This is a genomic window from Micrococcus sp. 116 (assembly GCF_902506395.1).
Classification (GTDB): domain Bacteria; phylum Actinomycetota; class Actinomycetes; order Actinomycetales; family Micrococcaceae; genus Micrococcus; species Micrococcus luteus.
Window position 1 is genome coordinate 1,362,029 of sequence record NZ_LR732370.1, and the last position, 23,104, is coordinate 1,385,132.

Sequence of the window (23,104 nt, forward strand, 5' to 3'; positions counted from 1 at the left end):
CCCCGCCGCCACCGCGCCCGACGAGCCCGGGCGAGGCCGTCGTCTGCCCCGGCACAAGCGTCGCCGCCAGCTGCTGGACTGCGCCCGCGCGGTCTTCGCCGCCGAGCGGTACGCGGGGGCCTCCATGGAGCAGATCGCCGAGCGGGCCGAGGTCTCCAAGCCGGTCCTCTACCAGCACTTCCCCAGCAAGCACGAGCTCTTCCTCGAGCTGTTGGACGCCGAGGTCGCGAGCCTGCGCGCGCTCCTCGAGGCGGCGATGGACACCCGCCGGGACAACCGCGAACGGGTGCGGGCCACCGTCGCCGCCGTGTTCGAGTACATGGCCTCCCCCGAGCGGACCCACCGCCTCATCTTCGACTCCGGCATCGACGCGGACCCGGAGGTGCGCACGCGCAGCGAGGCCGTCCACCGGCTGCTCTCCTCCGAGGTCGCGCGCACCATCCGCGCGGACACCACCGTAGCCGAGGCCGAGGCCGAGGTGCTCTCCCGCGGACTCGTCGGCTATCTCCTGGGCGCCGCCCGCCACTGGGCGGACCGGCTCGACGCCGACGCCCGCCCCGCCGCCGCCGAGATGGCCCGCACGGTGGACGCGCTCGTCTGGCGCGGCCTCGCCTCGCTGCCCTCCGCGGACGACGCGCCGCGCTGACCCGGCCGTCCGGCCCGTTTCGCCCGCGGGTGAACCTCGTGGGCGCCCGTCCACCCCGCCGAGCGGTCCCGTAGGCTGACGGTGGACCGCACAGGACGCGACGAAGAGAAGAGGTTCCCCATGGAGATCCGCATCGGTGTGCAGCACGTCGGCCGCGAGGTCGTCATCGACAGCGAGCAGTCGGCGGACGAGGTCCGCTCCCTCGTGGACGCCGCCGTCGCCGACGGCACCCCGCTGGTCCTGGCGGACGCCAAGGGCCGCCAGGTGGTCGTCCCCGGCGACCGCATCGGCTTCGTGGAGATCGGCGCGAAGAAGTCGGGCCCGCTCGGGTTCGCCGCCTCTTGACCCGCCCGCACGCCCCGGTGATCCGCCGGGGCGTGCGTCGTCTCGGCCCCCTGCCCAGGAGCATCGCCATGTCGCCTCACGCCCTCGGCCTCCGCGGCCCCGCCGACCCGGCCCTGCTCGAGCGCCTCGCCGCCCTGCGGACGGAGCTCGAGCTGCCGCCGGCCTTCCCCGCCCCCGTCCTGGCCGAGGCGGAGGCGGCCGCGCGTGAGGTGCACGCGGGCCTGACCGGGAGCCCGGACCACGCGGACCGCACGGCGCTGCCGTTCGTCACCGTGGACCCCGCCGGCTCCACGGACCTGGATCAGGCCCTGCTCCTGACCCCCGCCGACGACGACGGCATCCTCGTCCGCTACGCGATCGCGGACGTGCCCGCCTTCGTGGCCCCGGGCGGCGCCGTGGACGCCGAGGCCCGCCGCCGCGGCCAGACCGTCTACCTGCCCGACGGCCGGGTCCCCCTGCACCCGGAGGTGCTGAGCGAGGACGCCGCCTCCCTGCTCCCCGACCGCGAGCGCCCGGCGTTCGTCTGGACGTTCCTGCTGGACGCCGCGGGCGCCGTCGTCGAGACCGGCCTCGAACGCGCCCGCATCCGCTCCCGGGCGCAGCTGACGTACGGGCAGGTGCAGGCCTTCCTCGACGCACAGCCGGGGGCGCAGGCGCAGACGACGCCGCGTCCCGGGGTCACCGACGCGGACCGGGCCGCCGCCGAGGGGTGGCCGGCCGAGGTGCGCGACTCGCTGACGCTGCTGCCGGAGGTGGGCCGACGGCGGGCCGCGCAGGAGGCCGCCCGCGGCGGCGCCTCCCTGAACCTGCCGGACCAGGAGGTCCGTGTCACCGAGGACGGGGCGCACGAGCTCGTGCACCGGGCGCCGCTGCCGGCGGAGGAGCACAACGCCCAGCTCTCCCTGCTGACCGGCATGGCCGCGGCCGAGCTGATGCTGGCCGCCGGGGTCGGGATCCTGCGCACGATGCCGGCGCCGGACGCCGAGGCCGTCGCCGCCTTCCGAGAGCGCACACGCGCCCTGGGCGCCCCGTGGGACGAGGGCCAGGACTACGGCGCCTACCTGCGTTCCCTCGACCCCGCCGACGCGCGGCACCTGGCGGTGCTGCACGCGGCGACCGGGCTGTTCCGCGGCGCCGGGTACACGGCCTTCGACGCGCAGGCCGAGGACCCGGCCCTGCGCACACCGCCGGATGAACCGGCCCAGGCCGCGCTCGCCGCCCCCTACGCCCACGCCACCGCTCCGCTGCGCCGGCTCGTGGACCGCTTCGTCCTGGCCCTGTGCCACGCCCATGCCATCGGCGCCCCCGCCCCCGCATGGGTCCGCAGCGCCCTGCCCGCGCTGCCCGCCCTCATGGCGGACTCGTCGCGCCGGGCCTCGGCCGCCAGCCGGACGGCGGCGGACCTCGTGGAGGCGGCGGCGCTCGAGTCCCGCGTCGGCGCGGAGCTCGAGGGGATCGCGGTGCGCGAGGCGAAGGACGGCACGGAGGTGTGGCTGCTCGACCCGGCCGTGAGCCTGCGGGTGCCGGGCAGCGTCCCGGCGGGCACCCGGGTGCGCGTGCGGATCGAGGGCGTGGACCGCGCCTCGGGTGCGATCACGGCCGCGGGGGTAGACTGGCCGCACAGCTCACGCTGACCCAGGATGACCGGTCGCTCTCTGATCACCCTGACCCGCCGCCCGCGCCCCTGACGCCCGGGACGGCACCATGACCTGCCGGATCCGGCACGGCCCGCCTCGCACGGCGCGCCCGGCCCGGTTCCACGGGGCGCCGCCCGTCGGCCGCTCCGCGTGCTTGCCTCGCGATCGGCTTCCGCTTGAACCGCGCGCACGGCGGAGCCGGGCCTCCCGCCCGCCGTGACGACGCCCGACCAGGAACGCGAGTCGCCATGACCCAGAACTCCGAGCACACCCCCGCCTCCGCCGACCTCGACCCGACGGTCGCCGCGATCGCGGAGGACATCGTCACCGAGGACGCCGTGCCCGTGGCCCCCGAGCAGACCTTCGCCGACTTCGGGGTGCACCCCGCGATCGTCGAGGCCCTGGAGGCCAAGGGCATCGTCCATCCCTTCCCCATCCAGGCCATGACCCTGCCGGTCGCCCTCGGCGGCCACGACATCATCGGCCAGGCCAAGACCGGCACCGGCAAGACCCTCGGCTTCGGCATCCCCGCACTGCAGCGCGCCATCGGCCCGGGCGAGCCCGGCTGGGACGGCCTCGAGGCCAAGGGCACCGCGGGCGCCCCGCAGGCCCTGATCGTCGCCCCGACGCGCGAGCTCGCCGTCCAGGTGGCCGGCGACCTCACGGCCGCCGCGGCCCGGCGCCCCCTGCGCATCGCCACCATCTACGGCGGCCGCGCCTACGAGCCGCAGATCGAGGAGCTGCAGCGCGGCGTCGAGATCGTCGTCGGCACCCCCGGCCGCCTCATCGACCTGATGCGCCAGCGCCACCTGCGCCTGGACCTGGTGAACACGGTGGTGCTGGACGAGGCCGACGAGATGCTGGACCTCGGCTTCCTCCCCGACGTCGAGACCCTGCTCGCCGCCGTCCCGGCCGTGCGTCAGACCATGCTGTTCTCGGCCACCATGCCGGGTCCCGTGGTCGCGATGGCGCGCCGCTACATGACGCAGCCGACCCACATCCGCGCGGCGGACCCGGAGGACGAGGGCCTGACGAAGAAGGACATCCGTCAGCTCGTCTACCGCGCCCACCACATGGACAAGGACGAGCTCGTGGCCCGCGCCCTGCAGGCCGAGGGCCGCGGCCGGACCATCATCTTCACGCGCACCAAGCGCACGGCCGCTCGCGTGGCGGACGAGCTGACGGCGCGCGGCTTCGCGGCCGGCGCGCTGCACGGCGACCTCGGCCAGGGCGCCCGCGAGCAGGCGCTGCGCGCGTTCCGCAACGGCAAGGTGGACATCCTCGTGGCCACCGACGTCGCGGCGCGCGGCATCGACGTCGACGACGTCACGCACGTGTTCAACTTCCAGGCGCCGGAGGACGAGAAGACCTACGTGCACCGCGTGGGCCGCACGGGCCGCGCCGGCAACAAGGGCGTGGCGGTGACCCTCGTGGACTGGGAGGACATGCCGCGCTGGTCCCTGATCGACAAGGCGCTCGGCCTCGGCCAGCCCGAGCCGGTGGAGACCTACTCCTCCTCCCCGCACCTGTTCTCCGACCTCGGCATCCCGAAGGGCACGAAGGGCCGTCTGCCGCAGGCCAAGCGCGTGCTCGAGGGCCTCGAGGGCGAGACGCTCGAGGACCTCGGCGGCCCCGAGGCGAAGCAGCGCGACGGCGGCCGCGGACGGGGTCGCGACGGCGGCCGTTCCCGTGACGGCGAGCGCGGCGGCCGAGGCCGGGGCGGGCGCTCCGGCGAGGGCCGTGACCGGGCGCGCGGCGGAGGCCGTGGCGAACGGAACCGGGGCGGCCGCTCCGGCGAGGGCCGTGACGATGCACGCGGCGGAGGCCGCGGCGAGCGCTCGGGCCGCGGGCGTGGTGAGGCACCCGCCGAGCAGCGCGCCGAGGGCCGGGGCCGTGGTCGCGGCGAGGGCCGCGAGCGCACCGCCTCGCGCTCCGAGACCCCCGCGGCCCGGACGTCGGAGCCGGTGGCCGGCGTCGAGCTCACGGAGGCCCGCCGGGCCGAGCGCGCCGAGGCCCGGGCCGAGGCCCGTCGTCGCCGGGGCGGCCGCTCCCGCACGCGGCGCCGCAACGGCGAGGTCGTGGACGGCTGACCCTCCCTTCCGGGCCCCCGGGAGTCTTCTGCACGAATGACCCTTCCGACCGCCGTGCAGGCGGCCGGAAGGGTCATTCGCGCAACGGATCCTCCGCCGTCGCCCGGGCCGTCCGGGCTCAGCCGCGGATGATCGCCGTGCCGGTGCCCTGCCGCTCGATCTCGGCGAGCACCTCCGCGCCCGTGGTGTGCTCGCCGATCGGATTGGGCTTGCCGGTGCCGTGGTAGTCGGACGAGCCGGTGACGAACAGTCCGTGCCGGTCCGCGAATGCGCGCAGCCAGGTGCGCTCCTCCGCCGGGTTGTCCCGGTGCTCGACCTCGACCCCCGCCAGTCCGGCCTCGGCCATCTGCTCGAACACCTCGTCGCCCACCACGCGGCCCCGCATGCGCGCCCGGGGATGCGCGAACACCGGCACCCCGCCGGCGGCCCGGATGAGCGCGACCGCCTCGGCCGGGTCCGGGGCGAAGTGCGGCACGTAGTACTTGGACCGGCCGGCGAGGATCTCCCGGAACGCCGCGGAGCGGTCCGGGACGGCCCCGATCGTCACGAGGGCGTCGGCCAGGTGGGGCCGGCCGATCGTCGCGTTCTCCGCCGCGTGCTCCTGGACCAGCTCCCACGTGATCGGGAAGTCCGCGCCCAGGCGCCGCACCATCTCCTGCGCCCGGATCAGCCGCGCGTCGCGGGCCAGGCCGACCTCCCGCAGCAGGGCGGGGTCCTCGGGGTCGTGCAGGTAGCTGAGCACGTGCACGCTCACGCCGTCGGCGGAGGTGCAGGACATCTCCATGCCGGGCACGAGCGTCAGCCCGGTCTCCCGCGCGGCGTGGGCGGCCTCGGCCCAGCCGGCGGTCGTGTCGTGGTCGGTGAGCGCGAGGCCGTCCAGCCCGGCCCGCGCCGCCGCACGCACCACGTCGGCCGGCGGCTCGGTGCCGTCGGACTCGGTCGAGTGCGTGTGCAGGTCGTAGCGGGCCATGGCGGCCATGGTACCGAGACCCGCGCGCGGCGGCCCCGACCCGCCCGCGCCCACCGGTGCCATGATGGGGGGCATGACCGATGCCGCACAGCACCCCGCCCAGACCGCCCGCCGCCACCCCCGAGGCGGGCGCCGACGGCACCGGCGCGGTGAACCCCCAGCCGCTGGCCGAGCGCGTCGACAACCGCTCGCAGCGCCCCGCCTCGAACGCCTTCCGCGACTTCATGGCCTCCGACTGGGCGCCGTCGTCGGACGCCCTGCCCGACGCCGACGCCTCGGCCCCGTACGCCGCCCGGCGGCGGGCCGCCGTGTCCGCGCGCTTCCCGGGCGAGCGGATCGTGGTGCCGGCCGGCCGCCTCAAGGTCCGCTCGAACGACACCGACTACCGCTTCCGCGCGCACTCCGCGTTCGCCCACCTGACGGGCCTCGGCGTGGACCACGAGCCGGACGCCGTGCTCGTGCTCGAGCCCGCGGACCCGGGCACCGGCGACGACGGCACGGACCACACCGCCACCCTGTACTTCCGTCCCCTGGCCGGCCGGGACACCGAGCAGTTCTACGCGGACTCGCGCTCGGGCGAGTTCTGGATCGGCCCCCGTCCGACCCTGGCCGGCCTGGCCGCCCGCACGGGCCTGCGCACGGCGGGGCTCGAGGAGCTCGAGTCCGCCGTGACCAAGAACGTGGCCGCGGACGGCACCGCGGTGCGGCTGCTGGCCGAGACCGACCAGGACGTGGACGCGCTGCTGGCCGCCGTCCGGACCGAGGCCGGCGTGGACCTGACCGCCGCGGCCGAGGCCGACGCCCAGACCGCCGAGTTCCTCTCCGAGCTGCGCCTGGTGAAGGACGCGTGGGAGGTCGAGCGGATGCGCGCCTCGGTGGCCGCCACGATCGCGGGCTTCGAGGACGTCGTGCGGGCCCTGCCGCGCGCCGTGGGCCACGACCGCGGCGAGCGCGTGGTCGAGGGCGCCTTCTTCGCCCGCGCCCGCCTCGAGGGCAACGACCTGGGCTACGACACGATCGCGGCCTCCGGCAACAACGCCACGATCCTGCACTGGATCCGCAACACGGGCGCCGTGCGCCCGGGTGAGCTGCTGCTGCTCGACGCCGGCGTCGAGGACGACTCCCTCTACACCGCGGACATCACCCGCACCCTGCCCGTGTCCGGCACGTTCACGGACGTGCAGCGCCGCATCTACCAGGCGGTCCTCGACGCCGCGGACGCCGCCTTCGCGATCGTGCGCCCCGGCATCCGGTTCCGCGAGCTCCACGCCGAGGCCATGCGGGTGCTCGTCGACCGCCTCGACGGCTGGGGCCTGCTGCCGGTCTCGGCCGAGGTCGCGCTATCGGACGAGGGCCAGCACCACCGGCGCTGGATGCCCCACGGCACCTCGCACCACCTCGGCCTCGACGTGCACGACTGCGCGCAGGCCAAGCGGGAGCTCTACCTGGACGGCGTGCTCGAGCCGGGCATGGTCTTCACGATCGAGCCGGGTCTGTACTTCAAGGAGGAGGACCTGGCCGTCCCCGAGGAGTACCGCGGCATCGGCGTGCGCATCGAGGACGACATCCTCGTGACCGAGGACGGGGCCGAGAACCTCTCCGCGGTCCTCCCCCGCACCCCGGACGAGATCGAGGCCTGGATGGCGCGGCTCCAGGCGTGATCCGGCGCGGAGGGCGCCCCTAGGGTTCGGACCATGGGTATCGACCTGACCACCGAGCTCACCGCCCTCCGCGACCGCCTCCTCTCCGCCGAGGCGGAGCACGCCGACCTCATCTCCCGCGTCCGGGAGCGCCACCGGGCCTCGGCCCGGAACCTCGTGCACTACGTCGCCCTGCGCGGCACCGACCTGCGGCCCCTGCAGGAGGCGCTGAGCGACGCCGGACTGTCCTCTCTGGGCCGCATGGAGGCCGGCGTGCTGGGCCACGTGGACGCGGTGCTGGCCGCCGCCCGCGCGCTCGACGGCGACCCCGCCCCCGCGCCCGAGGACGACGCCCTGACCTCCGCCGAGGGCCGCGCCATCCTCGCCCGCAACGCGGCGAGCCTGCTCGGTCCGGCCCGCGGCGACCGGGACGCGCGCATCATGGTGACCATGCCCTCCGAGGCCGCCACGGACCCAGAGCTCGTGGCCCGGATCGCCGAGGCCGGCATGGACCTGGCGCGCGTGAACTGCGCCCACGACGACGAGCAGGCGTGGGCCGCCATGATCGCGGCGGTCCGCCGGTGTGCCGGTGCGGGCCGGCCCGCACCCCTGGTCGCGATGGACCTGGCCGGGCCGAAGGTGCGCACCGGCCCCATCGAGCCGGGACCGCGCGTCGTGAAGGTGAAGCCCGCCCGGGACCCCTCCGGGATCGTCACCGAGCCCTCCCGCGTGTGGCTCGCCGCCGGGCCCCACGACGCCGTGGCCACAGCGGACCGGCCGGACGGCGCCGTCGTCGTGCCGCTCGCGGACCCGGAGGGGAAGACCCTGGCGGTCCTGCAGCGCGGCGACGAGATCGAGCTGACCGATGCGCGGGGTGCACACCGCAGGCTGGAGGTCGAGCAGGTGGACGGCGAGGGCGTGCTCGTGCGGGCGGAGAAGACGGTCTACTGGGCGACGGGCACGGCGCTGACGACGCCGCACGGACCGCTCGAGGTGGGCCAGCTGCCCCCGCTCGAGCAGTCCATGCGCGTGCACGAGGGCGAGGAGATCGTGCTGACCCGCTCGCTCGAGCCGGTCCCGGCGGTCGACGCGCCGCCCTACCGGATCGGCCTCACCCTGGCGCAGGCGTTCGCGGACGCGGAGGTCGGCGACCGGGTCTCCCTCGACGACGGACGGATCGGCGCGCGGATCACGGCGGTGTCCGACGACGAGATCACCCTCGAGGTGACCCAGGCCGGCCCGCGCGGGGCGAAGCTCAAGGCGGAGAAGGGCGTGAACTTCCCGGACACGCACCTGGCCATCCCGGCCCTCACGGACGAGGACCTCGCCCACATCCCGTTCGCGGCCCGCCACGCGGACATGGTGAACATGTCCTTCGTCCGCTCGGCCGAGGACGTGGCCCAGCTGATCGATGCGCTCGAGGCCGAGGACGCGCCGGACGTGGACATCACGCTGAAGATCGAGACGGTGGAGGCCTTCCGTCAGCTGCCGCGGATGCTGCTCGAGGCGATGCGCTGGCGGGACGTCGGGGTGATGATCGCCCGCGGCGACCTGGCGGTGGAGGCCGGCTTCGAACGCATGGCCGAGCTGCAGGAGGAGATCCTGTGGCTGTGCGAGGCCGCGCACGTGCCCGCGATCTGGGCCACCCAGGTCCTCGAGTCCCTCGCCAAGACCGGCCTGCCCTCACGGGCGGAGATCACGGACGCCGCGATGGCGCAGCGGGCCGAGGCCGCGATGCTGAACAAGGGCCCGTACATCGACCGCGCCGTCACCGTCCTCGGCGACATCCTGGGCCGGATGCACGGTCATGCGAGCAAGAAGCGCGACATGCTCCGGCGACTCGAGTCCTGGTCCCTCTGACGGGGCTCAGCCGCGCGGTTCGTCCTGGGGCCGGGGCGGGTGGCCGCCGCGCGCCTCGATGAGCTTGGCGACCTCCTCCGGGGGCAGGGTCACGCCGTAGGAGCGGTCCAGGCCGGTGGGCGCGGTGTCCGCCTCCGGAGTGGGCCGGGCCGACGCCTTGGCTCCGCCGGGGGCCGGCGCCGCGTGGGACCCGCCCGACGACGGCGCGGCGGCCGGGGTGGCCTGCACGGACCCGCCCCCGGCCTCCTCCGCGGCGGGGGCGGGCGCCGGCTGCGGGGCCGGCTGCGGCGTCGGGGCCGCGGCACCGCCCAGGCCCAGCTCCTGGCGGGCGCGGGCGGCGTGGTCGAACGCGACCACGAGGTCGAAGGCCGTGGGCACGACGGCCTGCGAGGACGCGAAGCCGTGCTGGCCCCGACGCATCGCGAAGCCGATCACGCCGAAGATCAGCCACACCGCCAGGCCCAGCAGCATGGAGGTGAGGATCTGCCCCGGGCCGGCCTCGGGGGCCAGCAGGTAGAGGAACACGCCGATCAGTCCACCGAAGAACACGCCGCGCACTCCCGCGGACAACGCCACCTGGGCGTAGTTCAGCCGGCCGCGCACCCGCTCCACGACCCGCAGGTCCTTGCCCACGATCGACACGGCGCTCACGGGGAAGTCCGTGGCGGCGAGGCGGTCCACCTGCTCGCGCGCCTGCGCGTAGGTGGCGTAGGTGGCCAGCAGCTCTCCGCGGGGCAGGCCCTGCTCGGCGCCGGGCTGAGGGTTGGACATCATGAACGACATGGACCCATTGTGCCCGGCCCGGCGCCCGGGCGGGCGGCGGTCCGCCGTCCGCGGACACGGAGCCGCGGCCCGGCACGCCGTAGGCTGGGTCGGTGAGCTCCCCCAAGATCTTCGTGGCCCGCCTGCTGGGCCTGGACGTCTTCGACCCCCTCGGCGACCGCCTGGGACGGCTGCGCGACGTCGTCGTGCTGGACCGCGGCCCCGCCGCAGCCCCGTTCGCCACCGGCCTCGTGATCGAGGTCCCCGGCAAGAAGCGCGTCTTCGTCCCGATGACGCGGGTGACGTCCATGGACTCGGGCCGGATCATCACGACCGGGCTGATCAACCTGCGCCGGTTCTCCCGCCGTGGCGCCGAGCAGATGGTGGCCGCCGACCTCTTCGACCGGAAGGTGCGCCTCTCCGACGGGTCGGGCGAGGCCTTCCTGGAGGACATCGGGCTGGAGCAGCAGCGCAACGGCGACTGGCTGGTCTCGGACCTGTACGTGCGCCGCATCGTCGGCCGCGGCCCCTTCGGCCGCGCCCAGCGGGGCGAGCACCTCCTGCTGAACTGGGACGAGGCCCGCTGGACGGCGCAGGCCGACCCGCAGGGGGCCACGAGCTTCCTCGCCGCGCACGAGGACCTCAAGCCCGCCGACCTGGCGGACATGCTCCACGACATGTCGGAGAAGCGCCGCGTCGAGGTCGCCAGCGAGCTGCAGGACGAACGCCTCGCGGACGTGCTCCAGGAGCTGCCCGACGACGACCAGGTGCAGATCCTCTCCCAGCTGGACATCGACCGCGCCGCCGACGTCCTGGAGGAGATGGACCCGGACGACGCGGCGGACCTGCTCCACGAGCTGCCCGACTCCCAGCAGGAGCTGCTGCTCGAACGCATGGAGCCGGAGGACGCCGAGGACGTCCGGCGCCTGCTCGAGTACGAGGAGGGCACCGCGGGCTCGCTCATGACCCCCGTGCCGGTCATCCTCCCCCCGGAGGCCACCGTGGCCGAGGCCATGGCGACCATCCGACAGCAGGAGATCTCCCCCGCGCTGGCCTCGCTCGTGATCGTGGCCCGGCCGCCCCTGGAGACGCCGACGGGCCGGTTCCTCGGCGTCGTCCACTTCCAGCGCCTGCTGCGGTACCCGCCGCCGGAGGCGATCGGCAACATCATGGACAAGGACCTCGAGCCCGTCTCGGACCTCGCCCCCATCGCCCATGTGACCCGCGAGCTCGCGACCTACAACCTCACGTGCATCCCCGTGGTGAACGAGCAGGACCGCGTCGTCGGGGCCGTGAGCGTGGACGACCTGCTCGACCACATCCTGCCCGACGACTGGCGGGCCATGGACCTCGACGACGCCGAGACCCGCCCCGCAACCTGACCCCCGCGGCCCGCCGCCGCACGACACCGGAGGTGTGAGCATGACCCAGACCGCGCGAGACCTGCGCCCGGGCCGCGGCACCGGCCTGGACACCCCGCTGAGCGCCAGCGGGCGCCGCGTGCCCCGGCTGGCCCCGAACCCGGACGCCTTCGGCGAGGCCACCGAGGGCATCGCCCGCTTCATGGGCACCCCGCAGTTCCTCGTCTGGATGACGCTGTTCTGCGCCGCCTGGCTGGGCTGGAACACGTTCGGCCCGATGGAGTGGCGGTTCGACTCCGCCGAGCTCGGCTTCACCGCGCTCACGCTCATGCTCTCCCTCCAGGCGTCCTACGCCGCACCCCTGCTCCTGCTGGCGCAGAACCGCCAGGACGACCGGGACAGGGTCGCGCTGCGCGAGGACCGTGACCGCGCCGAGCGCAACCTCGCCGACACCGAGTTCCTCACCCGCGAGATCGCCGGTCTGCGGCTGGCCGTCCAGGAGGTCGCCACGCGCGACTTCGTGCGCGGCGAGCTGCGCGGCGTCCAGGACGACCTCAGGGACGACCTCCGCGAGGCGCTGCGCGCCGAGCTGCGGGAGGAGATCCGGGAGGAGATCCGGGAGGAGATCCGGGAGGAGCTGCGCGCCGGCCTCCCGGGCGCCGAGGCCCAGCCCCGCAAGAACAAGAAGACCAAGGGCCGCGGCCGGGATGCGCGGCGCGGCGACGCCGGCGCCGAGCCCACGACCACCACGCTCGCCACCCTCGCGGCCCAGGAGGCCCGCGAGGCCGGGGGGTCCGGTCCGGCGGCCGGTCCCGCCGACGGTGCGGGCCCGGTGGACGGGGGCGGCCGATGAGCGCCCTGGGCCTGCCCGTGCCCGAGGTCCGCACCGACCTCGAGCGCCGGGTGCTGGAACGGCTCGCCACGGTCCAGGACCCCGAGATCCGCCGCCCGATCACCGACCTCGGCATGGTGGAGTCGGTCGTGGAGACCGCCCCGGGCGTCGTCGAGGTCGCGGTCCTGCTCACGATCGCCGCGTGCCCCCTGCGCGGGACGATCCAGACGGACGTGGCCGCCGCCGTCGCCGTCGTGCCCGGCTGTGAATCCGTGGACGTTCGCGTCGGGGTCATGGAGCCCGAGCGCCGCCTGGCGCTGCAGGACGCCCTGCGCGCGACTCGGCCGACGAACCCGTTCGGGGAGGGGACGCTCACGCGCGTCCTCGCGGTGGCCTCGGGCAAGGGCGGCGTGGGCAAGTCCTCGGTCACGGCCAACCTCGCGGTCGCGCTCGCCGCGCGCGGGCTCGCCGTCGGCCTGATCGACGCGGACGTGCACGGCTACTCCATCCCCGGGCTCCTGGGCGTGACCGGCACCCCGACGAAGCTGGACCGGATGATCCTGCCCCCCGTGGTGCGGGACGTGAAGGTCATCTCGATCGGCATGTTCCTCGACGCGGACCGGCCGGTGGCCTGGCGCGGGCCGATGCTGCACCGCGCGCTCGAGCAGTTCGTCACGGATGTGCACTGGGGCGACCTGGACGTCCTGCTCGTGGACCTGCCCCCGGGCACCGGGGACATCGCGATCTCGACGGCGCAGCTGCTGCCCGCCTCGGAGCTGCTCGTGGTGACCACGCCGCAGCACGCCGCCGCGCAGGTGGCCGCGCGCGCCGGTCAGCTGGCGGAGCAGACGGGCCAGACCGTGGCCGGGGTCGTGGAGAACATGGGGCCGATGACCCTGCCGGACGGCACCGTCCTGGATGTGTTCGGAACCGGCGGTGGCGCCGAGGTGGCGGAGCGGCTGTCCGGGGTGCTGGGCACCCAGGTGCCGCTGCTGGGCACCGTTCCCCTGGACCCGGCGCTGCGGGCGGGCGGCGACGCCGGCGACCCCGTGGTGGTGTCCGCGCCGGAGAGCCCCGCGGGCCGGGCGCTGGCGGAGATCGCGCAGCGGCTGGCCGTGCGGCCGCGCGGGCTGGCCGGGCGGCCGCTGCCGTTCACCCCGCGCTGACCTCGGGTGCCGGCGCCCCGGCCGGGGCACCCGACGCGCGCGACGGCGTCAGGTCGCGTCGACGTCGAAGGGGGCGGGTGCCAGCCCGAGCAGCTCGAGGGGGTCCGGTGCGGTCTCCACGGCGGCAGGACGCTCCTCGGCGAGGGCCTCGGCGCGGCCGGAGGCCATCAGGGCTGCGGCGGCGCCGCCCACGGCGGCCGCCCCGGCGGCGGGCGCGGTCGACCGGGTCTGTGCGGCGGCACCGGACTCCGCGGCGGCGGTGCTGCCGGCCCCGGCGGGGCGGCGGAAGAGCGTGCGCGGATCCATGTCCGCCAGGTCCTGGCGGGTGAGGCCGCCGTGCACGTCCTCGGCGCTGACGCCCGTCGCCTGCGCCGCCCGGGACGCGGGCGTGGACGAGCCGCCGGCAGGCTCGCGGAGCGCGTCGCGGATGATGCGGCGCGGGTCGTACTGGCGGGGGTCGTACTTGCGCCAGTCCACCTCGTCGAAGTCCGTGCCGGTCTCCTCCTTGAACTGCGCCTTGGCACCCTCGGCCTTGTCGCGCATGACGCGCAGCCAGTCGGTGAAGGCGCGCGTGTACTCGGGGAGCTTCTCCGGCCCGAGGATGACGATCGCGAGCACCGCCAAGATGATGAACTCGCCGCCGTTGATACCAAACACCCTCCCAACTCTACTAGAGCGGCACCGCCCCACAGCCCGGAGCCGCGGGGGCGGGGCGGCTCAGCCGCGGGGGCGCGGCACGGCGTCCGCGATGCGTTCGAGGCCTCGCTCGAGGCGTTCCTCGACGGCGTCGCCGCCGCCCAGCTCGAGCACCCGTGCCCGCTCGGAGACCAGCAGGTGGGTGAGGACCGCGTCGGCGCGCTCGTCCGGCAGGCTGGCCTCCACGCGGTAGGCGGCCTGGGGCGTGGTCAGCTCGGCCGTCCAGCCGTCCTGCTCCCCCGCCGGGACGATCCGGTAGACGCCGCCGCCGGCCAGCCGACGCTCCTGTGCCCCCGTGCTCAGGGGCGCGGTCGAGGCACAGCCCTCCGGGGTGGCTCCCTCGATCCGGGGTCGGCACTCGCGGACGGTCACGGTCGGCTCGTCCCGGCCCCAGCCGACGACGACCTCCACGTCCTCGGCCGTCTGGGTGGTGTCCACGGTGAGCGGCTCCAGTCCGGCCCCCACGAGGGAGGGCACCGTCCAGCCCTGACCCCGCAGCTCCGCGACGGTGCCGCGCCGGTCCGTCGACGCGGTCCCGGCCGCCGGCAGGGCGACGGTGTCCGTCGGGGCCGTGCGCTGGGCCGTGGTGCGGGGCGCGCCGGCCACCCAGACCGCGGTGAACAGCCCGCCGAGCAGGACGACGAAGGTCAGCAGCCCCACCACCAGGCGGCCGGAGACGCCGCGGGCGCGCAGCACCGGGGCGACGACGGCGCCGGCCGGACGCTGGTGCACCGTGCGGGCGGCGTCGAGCACGCGGGCCCGGGCCTGGACGGTGGCGCGGCACTCGGGGCAGCGGTCCAGGTGGCGGGCGATGCGCGCCCGGGACGCGGCGGGGAGGGAGCCCTCGAGGTAGGCGTCCATGTGGCGCTGGGTGTGTCGACGTCCCATGCGGCCACCTCCTCGGTCCTCGCGTCCTCGGTCCGGCGAACGGCCTCCCGCACGGCGGGAGCCGGTTCGTGCCGTGTCCCATCATCGGCCCGCCTCCTGGGAGAACACTGGGTCCCGGCCGCGTGCCGGCCCGTACACTGGCCCGCGTCGCCCGTGCCGCGGGCGAGGTCCCGCCGTCGTCGTCCCGGAGTCAGCCATGAGCGCCCTGCAGCCCCAGCCCACCGACAAGCACGCGTCCTGGGCCTGGTCGGAGAGCCGGGCCACCGAGGACGACGTCGTCCTGCGCGCCCGCGAGCGCGCCGCCGAGCTGGACGTGCCGCCGGTGAGCGAGGGGACGGCGGCCCTGTTGACGGTGCTGGCGGCCACACGGGCCCCCGCGGCGGTCGTGGAGGTGGGCACGGGCGCCGGCGTCTCGGGGCTCGCCCTGATGCGCGGTCTGCCCGAGCGCACGGTCCTCACCACCGTGGACCCGGACGCGGAGGCCCAGCGTGCGGCCCGCGAGGCGTTCTCGGAGGCCCGCCTGCCCACGAGCCGCACCCGCATGATCACGGGGCGCTCCCGGCTCGTCCTCCCCCGGCTCACGAGCGGCGCCTATGAGATGGTCCTGGTGGACGGGGACCCGGCCGCGCGTCAGTTCGACGTCGAGCAGGCCGCGCGCGTGCTCGCCCCCGGCGGCGTGCTCGTCGTGGTGGACGCCCTCGACGGGGACCGCGTTCCCCGGCCCGCCGTGCGCGACGAGTCCACCGTGTCCGCCCGGGCGGTGGACCGCCTCATCCGGGAGGACGAGCACTGGCTGTCCGCCGTCGTCCCCTCCGGCACGGGCGTGCTGATCGCGGTGCGCCGCTGATCCGCGGCGTCGCCGGGGACGCGGACGCCCCGCGCACCGTGACGGTGCGCGGGGCGTCCGCGTCGAAGGGGTCCGGGCTCAGGCCTGGATGACGCCCTCGAGGCACTCCTTGAGCTCGCGGGCCTCGTCCGCGTTGATCTCCAGCACGAGACGGCCGCCGCCGTCGATCGGCACGCGCATGATCAGGCTGCGCCCCTCCTTGGTCACTTCCATGGGACCGTCCCCGGTGCGGGGCTTCATGGCGGCCATTGCGACTTCCCTTCTGGATGATGTTCCCGTCACGGCGTCCGGCGACCGCGGGAGCGGGCGCTGTCCGGACGCCTCCGGCGCCCCCGCACGCGGGCGTGCGCGAGGCCGGTCACATCACCATTATCGCGGATTCCGCGTGCTCGCGCCAAACGATGGCCCGCACCGAGCCCGGCCCGCGACTCAGGCGCGCCCCGCCGGATCGCTCCGGGACGGGTCGGCGGCCTCGAGCTCGGCCACCCGGGCCCGCAGTGCGGTCGCCTCGTCCTCACGCTCCGCGAGGGCGTCCCGCAGCCGCAGCAGGACGGCGTCCACCTGGTCCCGCTGGTAGCCGGGCACCGCGACGGCCAGCCGCAGCAGGCCGACGTCCGCCGCGCGCGGCCGCTCCGGCAGCAGCACGGGGTGCCCGGGCGTCCTCCCGGCCGGGTCGCCGGCCCGGAGCGTGAGCCGGCCCGCGAGGGCGGCGGCCAGGGCCGCCAGCACGACGACGAGCACGGCCACGAGGACGATCCACTGCGGCCCGCTCACGCGTCGGCCCTCCCCGCCGAGCGGAGCACGCACGCGACGGCCTCCTCCGCCGTGTCCACGAGCTGGACGAGCTCCGGGTCCTCGGGCGAGATCATGCCGCGCTCCACGAGCGTGCCGCGGATCCAGTCCACGAGCGGGCCCCAGAAGCCGCGGTCCACGAGGACCACGGGGAAGCGGGTGACGGTGCCGGTCTGCACGAGGGTGAGGGCCTCGAAGAGCTCGTCCAGGGTGCCGAGGCCGCCGGGCAGCACGATGAACCCCTGCGCGTACTTGAGGAACATGACCTTGCGGACGAAGAAGTAGCGGAAGTCCACCCCCACGTGCACCCAGGGGTTCAGACCGGTCTCGAACGGCAGCTCGATGCCCAGGCCCACGGACTCTCCACCGGCCTCGTGGGCGCCCCGGTTGGCGGCCGCCATGGTGCCGGGCCCCCCACCGGTGATGACCGTGTACCCGGCCCGGGCCAAGCGGGTCCCGACCTCGTGGGCCAGGGCGTACTCGGCGCTGCCCTCGGGCGTGCGCGCCGAGCCGAACACGGAGACCGCGGGACCCAGCCCCGCGAGGGTGCCGAAGCCCTCGACGAACTCGGCCTGGATGCGCAGGACACGCCAGGCCTCGGACGTCGTCGAGGCGACGTCGGCGGCGGGGCGTGCGGCGTCGCCGGGCCGCCGGCCGTCGAGGAGGAGCTGGTCGAACGTGGGGGTGCGCGCCGCCTCCCCGCGCAGGACCTGCCCGCCGCGGCGGACGCGCTGGGGCTTGGCGGCGACGTCGCCGCCCGAGGGGTGCTCATGTGGGGCCATGGCGCCAGCCTAACGAGCCGGCGGGCCGCCGGGGCCGGCGTCGCACGGCGCACCGCGCCGGGTGTGGCGTGCGCTATATTCCACTGGCATGACGCAGATCACGCCTGAGCAGCCCCACGGCGCCCACCTCCCCGACGAGGCCGGTGTGCGGCGCCGTCGCGGTGCCGCGGGCGATGACCTGATCGTCCTCGAGGGCGTCAACAAGCACTTCGGCGACTTCCACGCCCTCCGCCAGATCGACCTGCGGATCCCGCGCGGCCAGGTGGCGATCGTCCTCGGCCCGTCCGGCTCCGGCAAGTCGACGCTGTGCCGCACGATCAACCGGCTCGAGACCATCGACGACGACGGCGGCCGCATCCTGATCGACGGGCGGCCGCTCCCCACCGAGGGCAGACAGCTCGCCCAGCTGCGCGCCGAGATCGGCATGGTCTTCCAGTCCTTCAACCTCTTCGCGCACAAGTCGATCCTGGAGAACGTGACCCTCGGGCCCATCAAGGTGAAGGGCAAGCGCCGGGCGGACGCCGAGCGGCACGCCATGGAGCTGCTCGAGCGCGTGGGCGTGGCCCAGCAGGCGAGGAAGATGCCGGCCCAGCTCTCCGGCGGGCAGCAGCAGCGCGTGGCCATCGCCCGTGCCCTGGCGATGGAGCCGAAGGCCCTGCTCTTCGACGAGCCGACCTCCGCCCTCGACCCCGAGATGGTGCAGGAGGTCCTCGACGTCATGGTCCAGCTCGCCGAGGGCGGCATGACCATGGTCGTGGTCACCCATGAGATGGGCTTCGCCCGCAAGGCCGGGGACCGCGTGGTCTTCATGGCCGACGGCGCCATCCTCGAGGACACCGACCCCGACACCTTCTTCACGAACCCCCGACACGAGCGTGCCCAGGACTTCCTGGGCAAGATCCTCGCGCACTGACCCCGTCCCCCGTCGCACCCCACCGCACCGAACCAGAGGAGAGCACCATGCTCCGCACGAAGCTCCTGACCCTGTCCGCCGTCACCGCCGCGGCCGCGCTGTCCCTCACCGCCTGCGCGCCGTCGTCCTCGCAGGGCGGCGGTGGCGACGCCGCCGGCTCGTCCTCGGCCGGCGAGTCGACGTCGTCCGGCTCCGGCGAGAGCCTGCGCATCGGCATCAAGTTCGACCAGCCGGGCCTGGGCTACCGCGAGGGCTCGGCCCAGCCCACCGGCTTCGACACGGACGTGGCCCGCTACGTGGCGGACAAGCTCGGCGTGGCCGAGCAGGACATCGAGTGGGTCCAGACCCCGTCTGCGAACCGGGAGAACGCCCTGGAGAACGGCGAGGTCGACATGATCTTCGCGACGTACTCCATCACGGACGCCCGCAAGGAGCGCGTCGCCTTCGCGGGCCCGTACTTCGTGGCCGGCCAGGACCTGCTGGTCCGCGCGGACGACACCGCGATCACCGGCCCCGAGGCCCTCGACGGGAAGAACCTCTGCTCCGTCACCGGCTCCACCTCGGCCCAGAAGATCAAGGACCAGTTCGCCTCCGGCGTGAACCTGGTGGAGCAGGGCGGCTACGCCGAATGCGTGACCTACCTCGAGTCCGGCCAGGTGGACGCCGTGACCACGGACGACATCATCCTCGCGGGCCTGGCCGCCGCCGACGCCAACAAGGGCAAGTTCAAGGTCGTCGGCAACACCTTCACCACGGAGCGCTACGGCGTCGGCCTGCCGAAGGACTCGGAGCGCTGCGAGGACATCAACGAGGCGATCAAGGAGATGAAGGACTCCGGCGAGTGGAAGAAGGCCCTCGAGTCCAACACCGAGGGCACGGGCTACACCTACGACGAGACGCTGAACTCCGGCGAGGACGCTGAGTTCGAGCCCTGCGCCTGACGGCCTCCTGCGCCGGGTGGGCCGAGGGCGTGACCTGAACCGTCACCCTCGGCCCGCCCGGCGGCTCCCCTGCCCGTCAGCCCTGTCCCGACCCTCGGAGAAGACATGGAATCGATCTCCTCGCTCCTCGCGGACTACGGCGCGGACATCCCGCTCGCGTTCTGGACGAACATCAGGCTCGCGTTCCTCGCGACCCTCGGCTCGTTCGCCCTCGGCGTGGTGCTCGCCCTGTTCCGCATCTCGCCCGTCCCCTCGCTGCGCGCCCTCGGCACCGGCTACGTCAACGTGGTCCGCAACACCCCGCTGACGATCATCATGCTGCTCGGCGTGCTCGCCGTCTGGGGGCAGCTGAAGGTCAGCTTCTCGTCCGACTTCACGCTGAACTTCTTCATCTACGCCGTGATCGCGCTCTCGCTCTACCACGCGGCGTTCATGTGCGAGGCGATCCGCTCCGGCGTCAACACCGTCCCGCTCGGGCAGGCCGAGGCCGCCCGCTCCATCGGCCTGGGCTTCCTGCCCGCGGCCCGCCACGTGATCCTGCCCCAGGCGCTGCGCGGGGCCATCACCCCGCTCGGCAACACCGTGATCGCGCTGACCAAGAACACCACCGTCGCCGCCGCGGCGTCGGTGGCGGAGGCCTCGGGCCTGATGAAGCGCATGATCGAGTTCAGCCCGGACGTGATGGTGGCGATCTTCCTGACCTTCGCGATCGGCTTCTGCCTGATCGTCATCCCCATCGGCCTGCTGACCACGTGGGCCTCGGAGAAATGGGCGGTGGCCCGATGAGCGCCCAGGCCTCCGTCCTCTTCGACGCCCCGGGCCCGATCGCCCGCCGGCGGATCCTCCTCGCCAACCTCGTCGCCCTCGCCGCGGTCCTGACCGTGGCGGTGCTCGTCCTGATCCAGATGAACGCCACCGGCCAGCTCTCCGGCCGCCGCTGGCTGGCCGCCGTCGACGGCGACGCGTGGCGGAACTACTACCTGCCGGGCCTGCAGTTCACCCTGCAGTCCGCGGGCATCGCCGTGGTCACCTCCGTGGTGTTCGGCCTGGTGTTCGGCTTCCTGCGGCTGGCCCCGTTCGGCCCGATGCGCTGGCTGGCCGCCGTCGTCGTCGAGTTCTTCCGGGCCGTGCCGGTGCTCGTGATGATGGTGTTCTTCTACCAGCTGTTCGCGCAGGTCGCGCGCACCGGGGCGATCCAGCCCCAGGACGGCCCGTACTACGCGGTGATCGCGGCGCTGACCCTGTACAACGGGTCCGTGATCGCGGAGCTGGTGCGCTCCGGGGTGCGCTCGCTGCCGCGCGGCCAGCGCGAGGCGGCCGCGGCGGTGGGCATGACGAGCATGCAGTCCCTGCGGCTCGTGGAGGTGCCCCAGGCCCTCATCGCCATGCTGCCCTCACTGCTGAGCCAGTTCGTGGTGATCCTCAAGGACTCGGCGCTGGGCTACCTCATCGGCTTCTTCGAACTCCTGCAGTACGCCCGCCAACTCGGCTCCGGCAACGGCAACATCCTGCAGTCCCTCGTGGTGGCCGCGGTGATCTTCATCGTGATCAACTTCCTCCTCACCTGGGCGGCCACCCGGCTCTCGCGGCGGCTGTCGTCGCGGACGGCCGGCGACGCCAGCACCCCCACGACCCCGCTCGTCGGGGCGTCCACGGCCACGGCGGCCTGACCCGGCGGCGGGCGCGGCGGGCCCGCGGGTCCGGCGGGTGGCGGCGGCCGACGTCGTCGGGTCAGCCGGCCAGCCAGGCCGCGAGCGCCGCGAGGCACGCGTGGACCGCCTCGCGGGGCACGTGCTCGTCGTCCGTGTGGGCCAGGAGGGCGTCGCCGGGGCCGAAGTTGACCGCGGGCACGCCCAGCTGGGAGAACCGCGCCACGTCCGTCCACCCGTACTTGGGCTGGGGCTCTCCCCCGACGGCGGCGACGAACGCGGCGGCGGCCGGCCGGTCCAGACCGGGGCGGGCGGCGGGCGAGGCGTCGTCGATCCGCACCTGGGCGTCCCAGTCCACACCGGCCCCCTCCAGCACCGCGCGGACGTGCGCGTGGGCCTGGTCGAGGGTCTTGTCCGGAGCGAACCGGTAGTTCAGGTCCACGGACGCCTCGTCCGGGATGACGTTGCCCGCGACGCCGCCGGCCACGCGGATCGCGTGCAGCCCCTCCCGGTACTCCAGGCCCTCCACCGTGACCGTGGCCGGCTCGTACGCCGCCAGGGCGGTGAGCACGGGGGCCAGCTTGTGGATCGCGTTGTCGCCGCGCCAGGCGCGGCCCGAGTGCGCCGCGACACCGGAGAAGGTGACGCGGTACCGGCACGTGCCGTTGCAGCCGCCCTCCACGACGCCGTCGGTCGGCTCGAGCAGCACCGCGAAGTCGCCCTCCAGCAGCTCGGGGGCCTGGCGGGCCACGCGGGCGAGGCCCGAGAGGTCCGAGGAGACCTCTTCGTGGTCGTAGAACACCCACGTGACGTCGTGCACGGGGGTCGGGCCGTCCGCGCGGCCGAAGCGGCCGGCCAGGGCCAGCTGCACGGCGACGCCGGACTTCATGTCCACGGCTCCGCGGCCGTACAGCACGTCCCTGTCCCACGCCGAGGGCACGGTCCCGCGCGAGCCCGGCACGGTGGGCAGGGGCACCGTGTCCAGGTGCCCGGCGAGGATCACGCGGGTCGGCCGCCCCAGAGCGGTGCGGGCGACGACGGCGTCCCCGAACCGCCGCACCTCGAGGCCGCCGAGGGCGCGCAGGGCCTGCTCGACGGCGTCGGCCAGCGGCCCCTCCTCCCCCGAGACGGAGCGCACGTCCAGCAGGATGGCGGTGAGCGCCGCGACGTCGAGGTCCGGATCGGCGAGGTCGGGCAGGGGCACGGGGGTGAGACTCATGTGTCCAGTCTACGGACGGGCCTCTCGCCGCCCTGCAGCGTGCCCCGGCCGCTCATTAGGCTGAGGCGCATGACCCAGACCGCTGCACAGCAGCCCTCCCCCCGTCTCGTCTCCGGCCACGGCCTGGCCACCACGGCCGCCGACGGCGCCGTCCTGGACGTGTGGTTCCCCGCGCCCGTGGCCGGTCCGCTCTCCGCTGCGGACGCCTCGCTGCGCGACACCCTGCGCGCCCTCGCCGCGGACGACGCGGACCGCGGGACCACGCAGGCCGTCGTCGAGCTGGAGGTCGACCTGGACGCCGCCCCGGCCTCCACCGCGGACGCGTGGCTGCGCCTGCACGTGCTCTCGCACCGCCTGGTGCGGCCGAACGAGCTCAACCTCGACGGCGTCTTCGGGCTGCTCACCAACGTGGTGTGGACGAACCACGGACCCTGCGCGGTCGCGGACTTCGAGCTGACGCGGGCGAGGCTGCGTGCCCGCGGCGCCGTGCAGGTGTACGGCGTGGACAAGTTCCCGCGCATGACGGACTACGTCGTGCCCTCCGGGGTGCGCATCGGCGACGCGGACCGGGTGCGCCTGGGCGCCCACCTGGCCGAGGGGACGACCGTGATGCACGAGGGCTTCGTGAACTTCAACGCGGGCACCCTGGGGCATTCGATGGTGGAGGGCCGGATCTCGGCCGGAGTCGTGGTGGGCGACGGGTCCGACGTCGGAGGCGGCGCGTCCATCATGGGCACGCTCTCCGGCGGCGGCACCCAGCGGATCGTGATCGGCGAGCACGTGCTGCTCGGCGCGAACTCCGGCGTGGGCATCTCCGTCGGCGACGACTGCGTGGTCGAGGCCGGTCTGTACGTCACCGCAGGCACGCGCGTGATCGTGCTGCAGGACGGCGAGGCGGCGCGGACCGTGAAGGCCGTGGACCTCTCCGGCGTGCCGAACCTGCTGTTCCGCCGCAACTCCACCACGGGCGGGGTCGAGGCCCTCCCCCGCGCCGGCCGGACCGTCGAACTGAACGCGGCGCTGCACGCGAACTGACCCGGCACACCCGGCCCTCCCCTCCCCCGTTCC

The 23,104-nt window shown here is 74.9% G+C and carries 23 protein-coding genes; 15 read left to right on the plus strand and 8 right to left on the minus strand.

Translation table 11 applies throughout. The features are described from left to right. From CITRIK5_RS06255 to CITRIK5_RS06270, 4 genes are all read left to right on the plus strand, one after another. On the plus strand, positions 1–646 hold a 646-nt coding region (locus tag CITRIK5_RS06255), incomplete at its 5' end, for a TetR/AcrR family transcriptional regulator (protein ID WP_159833305.1). Positions 647–766: 120 nt separating this feature from the next. Further along, the gene (locus CITRIK5_RS06260) at positions 767–991 is read left to right on the plus strand and encodes a DUF3107 domain-containing protein (protein WP_002854967.1); all 225 of its coding nucleotides are present in this window, start codon (positions 767–769) and stop codon (positions 989–991) included. Positions 992–1,059: 68 nt separating this feature from the next. After that, positions 1,060–2,625 carry an RNB domain-containing ribonuclease gene (locus tag CITRIK5_RS06265; RefSeq protein ID WP_063189558.1) on the plus strand — a complete coding sequence of 522 codons (1,566 nt, stop codon included), beginning with the start codon at positions 1,060–1,062 and terminating at the stop codon, positions 2,623–2,625. A 251-nt stretch (positions 2,626–2,876) separates the two neighbouring features. Next, a complete protein-coding gene (locus tag CITRIK5_RS06270; RefSeq protein ID WP_134377036.1) occupies positions 2,877–4,718 on the plus strand; it encodes a DEAD/DEAH box helicase in 1,842 nt (613 codons plus the stop codon). 118 nt (positions 4,719–4,836) lie between these two features. Here CITRIK5_RS06270 and CITRIK5_RS06275 read toward each other — a convergent pair whose 3' ends face one another. Next, positions 4,837–5,697 carry a PHP domain-containing protein gene (locus CITRIK5_RS06275; RefSeq protein WP_049147253.1) on the minus strand — a complete coding sequence of 287 codons (861 nt, stop codon included), beginning with the start codon at positions 5,695–5,697 and terminating at the stop codon, positions 4,837–4,839. 71 nt (positions 5,698–5,768) lie between these two features. Between CITRIK5_RS06275 and CITRIK5_RS06280 the strand changes: the two genes are divergently transcribed. Together CITRIK5_RS06280 and CITRIK5_RS06285 are read left to right on the plus strand one after the other, a co-directional pair. Continuing rightward, positions 5,769–7,349, plus strand: a complete 1,581-nt coding sequence (locus CITRIK5_RS06280) for an aminopeptidase P family protein (RefSeq protein ID WP_159833307.1) — start codon at positions 5,769–5,771, stop codon at positions 7,347–7,349. 33 nt (positions 7,350–7,382) lie between these two features. After that, positions 7,383–9,188: a pyruvate kinase gene (locus tag CITRIK5_RS06285; RefSeq protein ID WP_101967526.1), complete on the plus strand. Its 1,806-nt coding sequence runs from the start codon at positions 7,383–7,385 to the stop codon at positions 9,186–9,188. Between the two features lie 6 nt (positions 9,189–9,194). On the opposite strand, the gene CITRIK5_RS06290 is transcribed toward CITRIK5_RS06285, so the two are convergent. Then, positions 9,195–9,971, minus strand: a complete 777-nt coding sequence (locus tag CITRIK5_RS06290) for a general stress protein (protein WP_101967527.1) — start codon at positions 9,969–9,971, stop codon at positions 9,195–9,197. 92 nt (positions 9,972–10,063) lie between these two features. On the opposite strand from CITRIK5_RS06290, the gene CITRIK5_RS06295 reads away from it, so the two are divergent. Genes CITRIK5_RS06295 through CITRIK5_RS06305 form a run of 3 tightly spaced genes read left to right on the plus strand, consistent with a single transcriptional unit; the run spans position 10,064 to position 13,309 of the window. Continuing rightward, complete coding sequence (locus CITRIK5_RS06295) at positions 10,064–11,332, plus strand: magnesium transporter MgtE N-terminal domain-containing protein (protein ID WP_036339212.1); 1,269 nt, start codon at positions 10,064–10,066, stop codon at positions 11,330–11,332. Between the two features lie 40 nt (positions 11,333–11,372). After that, on the plus strand, positions 11,373–12,164 hold the full coding sequence (locus CITRIK5_RS06300; protein ID WP_036382691.1) for a DUF1003 domain-containing protein: 792 nt from the start codon (positions 11,373–11,375) through the stop codon (positions 12,162–12,164). Continuing rightward, positions 12,161–13,309 (plus strand): Mrp/NBP35 family ATP-binding protein, encoded by a 1,149-nt coding sequence (locus CITRIK5_RS06305; RefSeq protein ID WP_123244001.1) that lies wholly within the window; start codon positions 12,161–12,163, stop codon positions 13,307–13,309. Before CITRIK5_RS06300 ends, CITRIK5_RS06305 begins: the two co-directional genes overlap by 4 nt. Before the next feature lie 48 nt (positions 13,310–13,357). On the opposite strand, the gene CITRIK5_RS06310 is transcribed toward CITRIK5_RS06305, so the two are convergent. Together CITRIK5_RS06310 and CITRIK5_RS06315 are read right to left on the minus strand one after the other, a co-directional pair. After that, entirely contained in the window at positions 13,358–13,966 is a 609-nt protein-coding gene (locus CITRIK5_RS06310; RefSeq protein WP_049147241.1) for a twin-arginine translocase TatA/TatE family subunit, read from the minus strand. A gap of 60 nt (positions 13,967–14,026) precedes the next feature. After that, positions 14,027–14,893 carry an anti-sigma factor gene (locus tag CITRIK5_RS06315; protein WP_061867036.1) on the minus strand — a complete coding sequence of 289 codons (867 nt, stop codon included), beginning with the start codon at positions 14,891–14,893 and terminating at the stop codon, positions 14,027–14,029. Between the two features lie 196 nt (positions 14,894–15,089). On the opposite strand from CITRIK5_RS06315, the gene CITRIK5_RS06320 reads away from it, so the two are divergent. After that, on the plus strand, positions 15,090–15,740 hold the full coding sequence (locus CITRIK5_RS06320) for an O-methyltransferase (protein WP_123244002.1): 651 nt from the start codon (positions 15,090–15,092) through the stop codon (positions 15,738–15,740). Between the two features lie 78 nt (positions 15,741–15,818). On the opposite strand, the gene CITRIK5_RS06325 is transcribed toward CITRIK5_RS06320, so the two are convergent. The 3 genes from CITRIK5_RS06325 to CITRIK5_RS06335 form a co-directional block, all read right to left on the minus strand. Continuing rightward, the gene (locus CITRIK5_RS06325) at positions 15,819–15,989 is read right to left on the minus strand and encodes a DUF3117 domain-containing protein (RefSeq protein ID WP_002855133.1); all 171 of its coding nucleotides are present in this window, start codon (positions 15,987–15,989) and stop codon (positions 15,819–15,821) included. Between the two features lie 180 nt (positions 15,990–16,169). Beyond that, positions 16,170–16,514: a cell division protein DivIVA gene (locus tag CITRIK5_RS06330; RefSeq protein WP_123244008.1), complete on the minus strand. Its 345-nt coding sequence runs from the start codon at positions 16,512–16,514 to the stop codon at positions 16,170–16,172. After that, positions 16,511–17,314 carry a TIGR00730 family Rossman fold protein gene (locus CITRIK5_RS06335; protein WP_123244003.1) on the minus strand — a complete coding sequence of 268 codons (804 nt, stop codon included), beginning with the start codon at positions 17,312–17,314 and terminating at the stop codon, positions 16,511–16,513. The genes CITRIK5_RS06330 and CITRIK5_RS06335 overlap by 4 nt, the downstream gene beginning before the upstream one ends. Before the next feature lie 178 nt (positions 17,315–17,492). On the opposite strand from CITRIK5_RS06335, the gene CITRIK5_RS06340 reads away from it, so the two are divergent. The 4 genes from CITRIK5_RS06340 to CITRIK5_RS06355 all read left to right on the plus strand — a co-directional run bounded on the left by CITRIK5_RS06340 (position 17,493) and on the right by CITRIK5_RS06355 (position 20,838). Continuing rightward, positions 17,493–18,227 (plus strand): amino acid ABC transporter ATP-binding protein, encoded by a 735-nt coding sequence (locus CITRIK5_RS06340; RefSeq protein ID WP_179288613.1) that lies wholly within the window; start codon positions 17,493–17,495, stop codon positions 18,225–18,227. Between the two features lie 47 nt (positions 18,228–18,274). After that, positions 18,275–19,168 (plus strand): glutamate ABC transporter substrate-binding protein, encoded by an 894-nt coding sequence (locus CITRIK5_RS06345; RefSeq protein WP_134377038.1) that lies wholly within the window; start codon positions 18,275–18,277, stop codon positions 19,166–19,168. A 105-nt stretch (positions 19,169–19,273) separates the two neighbouring features. Then, positions 19,274–19,954, plus strand: a complete 681-nt coding sequence (locus CITRIK5_RS06350) for an amino acid ABC transporter permease (RefSeq protein WP_036316476.1) — start codon at positions 19,274–19,276, stop codon at positions 19,952–19,954. Continuing rightward, the gene (locus CITRIK5_RS06355; RefSeq protein ID WP_036382705.1) at positions 19,951–20,838 is read left to right on the plus strand and encodes an amino acid ABC transporter permease; all 888 of its coding nucleotides are present in this window, start codon (positions 19,951–19,953) and stop codon (positions 20,836–20,838) included. Before CITRIK5_RS06350 ends, CITRIK5_RS06355 begins: the two co-directional genes overlap by 4 nt. Positions 20,839–20,899: 61 nt before the next feature. Here the strand turns inward: CITRIK5_RS06355 and dapE are convergent, their stop codons facing one another. Continuing rightward, entirely contained in the window at positions 20,900–22,036 is a 1,137-nt protein-coding gene (gene dapE / locus CITRIK5_RS06360; RefSeq protein ID WP_159833309.1) for a succinyl-diaminopimelate desuccinylase, read from the minus strand. A gap of 69 nt (positions 22,037–22,105) precedes the next feature. Between dapE and dapD the strand changes: the two genes are divergently transcribed. Next, complete coding sequence (gene dapD, locus CITRIK5_RS06365; protein WP_159833311.1) at positions 22,106–23,071, plus strand: 2,3,4,5-tetrahydropyridine-2,6-dicarboxylate N-succinyltransferase; 966 nt, start codon at positions 22,106–22,108, stop codon at positions 23,069–23,071. Positions 23,072–23,104 lie beyond the last annotated feature (33 nt).